The 7,699-nt window shown below is 71.3% G+C and carries 6 protein-coding genes and 1 pseudogene; 6 read left to right on the top strand and 1 reads right to left on the bottom strand.

Features of this window, described 5'->3' with window-relative positions; genetic code table 11:
- Window positions 1–652 (bottom strand): MMPL family transporter (locus IE118_RS32535; protein ID WP_189561695.1); only part of this gene is annotated, 652 nt, incomplete at its 3' end.
- Window positions 653–1,053: 401 nt separating this feature from the next.
- Between IE118_RS32535 and IE118_RS32530 the strand changes: the two genes are divergently transcribed.
- The 6 genes and pseudogenes from IE118_RS32530 to IE118_RS32510 all read left to right on the top strand — a co-directional run bounded on the left by IE118_RS32530 (window position 1,054) and on the right by IE118_RS32510 (window position 7,587).
- Window positions 1,054–1,923 (top strand): alpha/beta fold hydrolase, encoded by an 870-nt coding sequence (locus tag IE118_RS32530; RefSeq protein WP_189561694.1) that lies wholly within the window; start codon window positions 1,054–1,056, stop codon window positions 1,921–1,923.
- A 92-nt stretch (window positions 1,924–2,015) separates the two neighbouring features.
- Window positions 2,016–2,129: pseudogene (locus tag IE118_RS34295) on the top strand (acyl-CoA desaturase); the annotation flags it as partial.
- A 105-nt stretch (window positions 2,130–2,234) separates the two neighbouring features.
- Window positions 2,235–3,452, top strand: a complete 1,218-nt coding sequence (locus IE118_RS32525; RefSeq protein WP_189561693.1) for a sensor histidine kinase — start codon at window positions 2,235–2,237, stop codon at window positions 3,450–3,452.
- Window positions 3,449–4,123, top strand: a complete 675-nt coding sequence (locus tag IE118_RS32520; protein ID WP_189561692.1) for a response regulator — start codon at window positions 3,449–3,451, stop codon at window positions 4,121–4,123. Before IE118_RS32525 ends, IE118_RS32520 begins: the two co-directional genes overlap by 4 nt.
- 129 nt (window positions 4,124–4,252) lie before the next feature.
- Complete coding sequence (locus IE118_RS32515) at window positions 4,253–5,074, top strand: ABC transporter ATP-binding protein (protein ID WP_189561691.1); 822 nt, start codon at window positions 4,253–4,255, stop codon at window positions 5,072–5,074.
- Window positions 5,071–7,587: an FtsX-like permease family protein gene (locus IE118_RS32510; protein WP_189561690.1), complete on the top strand. Its 2,517-nt coding sequence runs from the start codon at window positions 5,071–5,073 to the stop codon at window positions 7,585–7,587. Before IE118_RS32515 ends, IE118_RS32510 begins: the two co-directional genes overlap by 4 nt.
- The last annotated feature ends 112 nt before the right edge of the window (window positions 7,588–7,699 follow it).

Here is a 7,699-nt window from a genome sequence, read left to right as displayed (position 1 = left end):
CGACGGCCACCAGCGGGATGATCCACAACACCGGGCTGCGGTAGGTGAGGATGAGCAGGAGCGTGACGACGACGATGGTGGTGAGGAGGACCTGCGTGTCGATGCCGTCGAAGACGGCGTCCATGTCGCCGTCGATCGCGCCCGGGCCGGTCACGTCGAGTTCGAGGCCGGAGGGGCGGTCCTTCGCGGCGTCACGCAACGGGCCGACGATGTCCTCCGGTGCGCCGTAGGTCGTGCTCACGTCGAGGGTGAACATCATCGCCTTGCCGTCGGTGGAAGGGCTCGTCGGTGCGCCTTCGTCGTCGGCCGGGGCCGCCGTCTTCGGCGGGTACCGCTCGGCAAGGGTGTCGTAGTGGCGCTCGACCGTCGCGCGGTCGGCGTCGGTCATGCCGCCGGCCCGGTGGTACACGAAGACGAACGTGTTGTCGTCACCGTCGGGGAGACTGTCCTCCAGCACTGCGACCTTGGTGGACTCGGCGCCGGCCGGCAGGGTGTCAGCGGCGCTGTCGGTGGTTACCGAACTCAACTTACCGCTCAGCGGCACCGCGAACGCCGCCAGCACCAGCCACAAGCCGATCACCAACCACGGCACCCACCGGCCTGCCAACCGACCGGCCGGCGTTCCCCCGGACGGCCCTGCGTTGACTGCCATTACTAGCCTCCTACATACGGATTACATCGGTTATCTGCCGCCTACTTCCTAATGAGCGAACCTGAGACGACCCCTAGAACCTCGGATGCAAAGACCACCCGAGGTGTTCGGATCACTCTGGGATCAATGCCGCGGGGGTATGGGGGGCCGCTGCTCAGGTAGCCCTCACCACCGGACAACTCCTGTGTCCCGGCCACTGAGAGACACCGTTCGACAGATCAGGCAGTTGTGTCCACGGGATCTGCGGGGAATGAGGAAGGCTGGGTCGGTTCAGCACGCGTCGGTGCAGGGGGCCGGCTTGCGCAGCCTGTTGGCCCGGTGGTCCGCGTGTGCGAGTACGGGGTCGTCCTGTGCCGACAGGCACCGTGGCGGTGTGTCAACGAGGGCGGGAGGTTCGGGCCGTGTTCGAGGGCTTTGAGACCAGGCGGGTTCATGTCGATGAAGCATCGATCTTCGTCCGCTACGGCGGGGAAGGGCCGCCGGTGGTGCTGCTGCACGGCCACCCCCGGACATCCGCGACGTGGCATCGCGTCGCCCCGCTCCTCGTCCGACGCGGTTTCACCGTGGTCTGTCCCGATCTCCGGGGATACGGCCGGTCCACCGGTCCGGCGCCTACCGCAGACCACGCGGGATACTCCAAGCGGGCCGTCGCTGGTGACGTGGTCGAGGTGATGCGCTCCCTCGGCCATGCCCGGTTCGCGCTCGCCGGGCACGACCGCGGATGCAGTGTCGCGCTGCGTCTCGCACTCGATCATCCCGACGCGGTTTCGCGGGTGGCGCTGATCGACGGTCTGCCTCTCACCGAGCACCTGTCCCGCATCACGACCGAGTTCGCCACGCAGTGGTGGCACTGGTTCTTCTTCGCCCAGCCGGACATCCCCGAGCGGGTCATCAACGCCGATCCGGACAGTTGGTACCGCGGTGACCCCCAGAGCATGGGGCAGGAGAACCATGACGAGTGGCGCGCGGCCACGAGGAACCCCGCCGTGGTGCGGGCGATGCTAGAGGACTACCGGGCCGGCCTCACCATCGACCGGCGGCACGAGGAGGACGACCGCGCGGCCGGGACACAGATCCAGTGCCCGGCGCTGATCCTCTGGTCCCTCCGGGACGACCTCGAGGACCTGTACGGGGACCCGGTGCAGATCTGGCGGCAGTGGGCACCGGACGTACGCGGCCACGGCATCGACTCCGGGCATCATGTGGCCGAAGAGGCTCCGGAAGCGCTCGCATCTTCCCTCACGGACTTCTTCGCCGGACGACCTGACTGAGAAACCTCTGAGCCCCCTCCCGCACAACCGTGGGCCCCGGCTTCACGACCCCCGGCCCCTCAGCTCATCCAGCTCGCAGCCCCCGCCACGGGGCCCACTGTCGTGACCTCGGCATCCCCTCCACGGAGGCCGGTCTCGTCGACTCCTGCCGCCAGGCCCTGCGCGACGTGCACGAAGTGGGCGAACCGCTCCACGCCGACATCTGAGCCGCACCGACGCGACTCGTGAGAGGTGACTACGGTTGCGTTGGATCCGTCTGGTGACTGTTCGTCTCCTGACGCCCTCTCGTCGCACATAAGAAGGTGGGGCTCATGACGCTGGTGAAGGAACGCCCACGTGCGCTGCTCGCGGGGGCGTCGCGTCGGTGGGTGCGGCTGTTGCCGTGGGGTGTGGCGTTCGTGCTGTGTGTCGCCCTGCTGCCCACGACCATCGTGGTCCTCACCGCCGATTACGGCCTGAACGGTGCCGTGGCGAGTGCGTTGGCGGTCACGCAGGCGGCGCCGCTGTTGCTTGCTGTCGTCCGGCCGCTGCGCGCCTGGTTCGTGATTTTCGCGGCGGATGTGGCGGGAGCGCTGGTCCTGCTCGGTGTGGACTTCGAGGAGCGGCTTCTGTGGCCGTTCCCGCCCATGGAGATCGTCGGGTACGTCGGCCTCTGCCTCGCCCTCGGCCTGCGCGAGTCGCGCCGGACGCTGGTGCTGGTGTGGCTGGCGACGGCGGGCGCGAACGTCGGGCTGGGGTTCGCCGCGCCGCACGGCGCGGACGCGAGGAGTGTTCTGCTCACCATTCTCGGGGGCGTCACGCTTTTGCTCGGCGGTGCGCTCCGAGAGCGTCACGAGGTGCAGCGCAGGCTGGCCGAGCAGGAGACGATCAGTGAGGCGGAACGTGAACGTCGGACGCTGCTGGAGGAACGCGCCCGCATCGCGCGTGAGCTGCATGACGTGGTGGCGCACCACATGTCCGTGATCACGGTGCAGGCGGACACGGCGGCCTATCGTCTCGAGCGGCTGCCGCCGGAAGCGCAGAACGAACTGACGTCGATCGCGGCGACGGCGCGTGAGTCGCTGAGTGAGATGCGCCGGCTCCTCGGTGTGCTGCGGAACGAGGACACGCACGGCGAACTCGCGCCCCAGCCGGACCTGACCCGGATCGGACAGCTCGTGGAGGCGACGGCAAGAGCGGGCACGCCGGTGACGTTCACTGACTGCGACGCCGAGGTGCCCGAGGCGGTGGGGCTGTCCGCCTACCGCATCGTCCAGGAGGCACTCGCCAACGTCGTACGGCACGCACCCGGTGCCCCTACCCAGGTATCGGTGTCGCAGGATGAGGACCGGCTCACCGTGCTTGTCGTCAACGGTCCGCCGCCCCAGGCGCCTGCCGCGCCGCTGGAGGAGCACGGCACCGGGCATGGCCTGGTCGGGATGCGTGAGCGGGCTCGGATCATCGGCGGCACCCTTGACGTGGGGCCGCTGCCGGGCGGCGGTTTTCGGGTCGCCGCCCAACTCCCCCTGACTGAAAGGAATGTCACGTGACGACGCGCGTCATCATCGTCGACGACCAGGCCATGGTGCGGGCGGGCTTCGCCGCGCTGCTGGCCGCGCAGAGCGACATCGACGTGGTGGGCGAGGCCCCCGACGGCGTGCAGGGTGTCGAGCTGAGCCGGCGCACCCGTCCCGACGTCGTGCTGATGGACGTCCGCATGCCCGAGATGGACGGCCTCGAAGCCGCCCGCCGCCTCCTGACGCCCCCACCGGGCGTGACCCACCGGCCACGCGTGCTGATGCTCACCACCTTCGACGTCGACGATTACGTCTACGAGGCGTTGCGGGCGGGCGCGAGTGGCTTCCTGCTGAAGGACGCCCCGCCGGCCGACCTGATCGCCGCGGTCCGTGTCGTGGCCTCGGGCGAGGCACTGCTCGCCCCCTCCGTCACGCGCCGCCTCATCGCCGACTTCGCCCGCCAGCGCCCCGCCGCCCGGGGCAAGCCCGCGCTGAGGCTGAAGGCGCTGACGGAACGTGAGACGGAGGTCCTCACTCTCGTCGCCCGCGGCCAGTCCAACACCGAGATCGCGCAGACACTGGTCCTGGCGGAACAGACGGTGAAGACACACGTCAGCCGCGTCCTCACCAAACTCGACCTGCGCGACCGCGCCCAGGCGGTCGTCTTCGCCTACGAATCCGGCCTCGTCACCCCGGGTGAGTAGGCCGGCGGGCCTGCCCCACCCCCTACCGGGGTAGCACATCCCATACAGCTCCCGGGTATGACGCCCGACGCGCAGCCGTCCCCGCACTCTCTGGTCCGTCGGTACCAAGAGATCGCGAAAGGGCGGAACATGAGGCTACGCAGCACCAGGCGGCAGAAGGCGGACGACCGACCGGAGGCACCCGCCGCCACCACATCCGGCCTCGCCGTCGAACTGCGCGGTGTTCAGCGGCAGTACGGCCGTGGCGCGGGAACGGTGCACGCCCTCGCGGGCGTCGACCTGGCCCTCGCCCGGGGAACGTTCACCGCGGTCATGGGCCCGTCCGGGTCCGGCAAATCCACCTTCCTGCAGTGTGCCGCCGGGCTCGACAGGCCCACGTCGGGGCTGGTCGCCCTGGGCGGTACGGAGATCACCGGCATGAGCGAGGACGAGCTCACCGAGCTGCGCCGCAACCGCGTCGGCTTCGTCTTCCAGGCGTTCAACCTGCTGCCCTCGCTGACCGTGGAGCAGAACGTCCTGCTGCCCATGCGCCTGGCCGGACGGCGCCAGGACCGCCGCCGGGCGGCCGAGGTCCTCGCGCAGGTCGGGCTCGCCGACAAGGCCCGGCGCCGGCCCGGCGAGCTCTCCGGCGGCCAGCAGCAGCGCGTGGCGGTCGCCCGCGCCCTGGTCACCAGCCCGGACGTGATCTTCGCCGACGAGCCGACCGGCGCCCTCGACACCGGCACCGCCACCGACGTCCTCGGCCTGCTGCGGAACGCGGTGGACACCCTCGGCGCCACCGTCGTCATGGTCACTCATGATCCGGTGGCGGCAGCCTGGGCGGACCGCGCGCTGTTCCTCGCCGACGGCGCCTTCGCCGACCACCTCGAACGGGGTTCGGCGGAACGGATTGCGGCACGGATGGCGATGCTCACCTCCCGCAGGGGTGCGATGGCAGGTGCCGCGGCATGAGGCGCCCCAATGGACTCGCCCGTGAGGCCGTCCGCTTCAAGCCCGCGTCCTTCGCGGGGACCTTCCTCGCACTCTTCATGTCCGCACTGATCGTCGCCGCCTGCGGAATTCTGTTGGAGACCAGCCTGCGCGCGTCAGTGCCGGCGGAGCGGTATGCGAAGGCGCCGGTCGTTGCGGCGGCGGACCAGTACGAGTACGTCGTCACGGGCAGCGGCGAGGACCAGGAGAGGGAGGCCACCCCGCTGCCGGACACCGCCCGGCTCGACGCGGGGCTGGCGGCCGAGGCAGCGAAGGCACCGGGCGCGGCCTCCGCCGTCCCCGACTTCACCTTCCCGGTGCGCGTGGCGCACGAAGGCGAACTGCGCCTTCCTGGTGATCTGCTCACCGCGCACGGATGGGGATCCCACACATTCACCGGTACGGCGCTGACCGCGGGCTCCGCCCCCCGTCGAGGCGAGGTCGTGCTTGACGCGGGTACGGCCCGCGCCGCGGAGGCCGCGGTCGGCGACACCGTCGTACTGCGGACTGCCGCAGGTCAGCAGGCCTTCCGCATCGCCGGCGTCGCCCGGGCCGGAACGGCGGACACCGCCCGCAGCGCCGGACCCCTGGCCTGGTTCGCCGACTCCCAAGCGCCCGTGCTGGCCGGACACCCCGGCAAGGCCGACGCCATCGCCGTACTGGCGCGGAACGGCACCGATGCCCACGCGCTCGCCGCCGCGGTGAGGAAGGCCCTCGCCGGTTCCGGCGCCCAGGTGCACGTCGGCGACGACCGCGGCGCCGTCGAGGACCCCGGCCTGGGCCACGCCAAGGAGACACTGTTCGGAATCGGCGGTTCCTTCGGCGCCATCGCCGCCATCGTCGCGGTCTTCACCGCGGCAGGGACCGTGGCCCTGTCCGTGTCTCAGCGAGCCCGCGAGTTCGCGCTGCTGCGTGCCGTCGGCGCGACCCCGCGGCAGGTCCGGCGGGCGGTCGCCTCCGAGTCACTGCTCATCGCTCCGCTCGCCGGTGTCCTCGGCTGCCTGCCCGGTATCGGGCTCGCGCACTGGTGGTTCGGGCAGTTGCAGGACCGCGGCGCCGTCCCGCGGGCCGTGGACCTGCACGTGTCCGCGCTGCCTCTCCTCGCCGCCGTCGGCATCGGACTGCTCACCGCGCTCGGCGCCGGATGGGCGGCCGGTCGGCGGCCCGCCAGGATCAAGCCGGGACAGGCGCTCGCCGAGGCGTCGGTGGAGCGGCTGCGGCCCGGCCTGGTCCGTACGATGCTGGGCATCGGCGCCCTCGTCGGCGGGGGAGTCCTCACCGGCGTCTCCGCCAGCTCCTCGGGGGACGACGCGGCCGGGGCCGCTCTGGGCGTCGTCATGCTCTTCATGCTCGCCGTCGCGCTGCTCGGTCCGCTGGTGGCGCGACTGTGCGCGGGGCTCTTCGGCCTCCCGCTGCGTGGCGCGGGCCCCACCGCCCAGCTCGCGGCCGCCAACTCCCGTACCAACGCCCGCCGCCTCGCCTCCGCAATCACCCCGATCGTGCTCGCCATGGCCTTCGCCTCGACCCTCGTCTTCATGCACACGAGCGAGACCCGGGCCGCCGACAAGCAGCTGCGCGCGGGTGTCACCGCGGATCACGTGGTCACGGACCCGGCCGGGCTTCCCGTGGACGCGGCGGCGCGGGCCGCCCGAGCGCCGGGCGTGGAGGCGGCCGTCGGCCTGCTGAACACCCAGGTGCTGGTGCCGATCGGCTCCGGCGAGTTCAAGTCGCTCCAGGGCGCGGTGACGCAAGGCGTCAGCGGCTCGGGTGCCGAACTCGCGAAGGTACAGGACCTGGACGTACGCGAAGGCAGCCTCAGTGGGCTCGGCGAGAGTCGTATCGCCATCGACAAGACCCTGGCGAACTCGGCGGACGTCGGCGTCGGCGACCGGCTGCCGCTCTACCTCCCGGACGGCACCGAGGCCCGCCCCGAGGTCATCGCGGTCTACGGCCGTGGCCTCGGCCTGGCCACGGTCACCATGGACCGGGAGTCCCTCGCCGGCCACGTCACCTCGGGCTTCGACAGCACGCTGCTGGTACGCGGCGGATCGGAGAAGTCACTCACCGCATTGGGTGAGGTCACCGACGCCTCCGGCTACGCGACCGGGAAGAGCCTGGACGCGAAGCTGGGCGCCTGGATGAACAACACCATGGCCGCGGTCCTCGGCGGCTTCGCCGCCATCGCCGCCGTCAACACCCTGGTGATGACGGTCCTGGACCGCCGTCGCGAACTGAGCGCCCTGCGCCTGGTCGGCTCGACCCGACGCCAGGTCCTGACCATGCTCGGCTGGGAGAGCCTTCTGGTCTCCACGGCGGGCGTGGTCATCGGATCCGCGATCGCCGCGGCCACGCTGATCCCGATGATGCGAGGCATGACCGGCGAGGCGCCCTATGCGCCCCCGCTGCTGTACGGCCTCTTCGCGGCCGTCGGTGTAGGTCTGACCCTGCTCGCGGTGACGCTGCCGGCGCGGGCAGCGCTGCGACGCAGGCCATAGAAGCCGCACCGGGGCGGTACCGCTCTCGTCCTGGCCGCCACGGTGCTCGCTACTCGCCGCCGCCGGGGTGGTCACCTCCACCCCGACCGGGCTCGCGGCGGACCCCGGCCGA

Origin of the sequence: Streptomyces pilosus (assembly GCF_014649835.1) — a bacterium.
GTDB classification, from domain to species: Bacteria; Actinomycetota; Actinomycetes; order Streptomycetales; family Streptomycetaceae; genus Streptomyces; species Streptomyces pilosus.
This window is presented reverse-complemented; position numbering and strand designations above follow the sequence as displayed.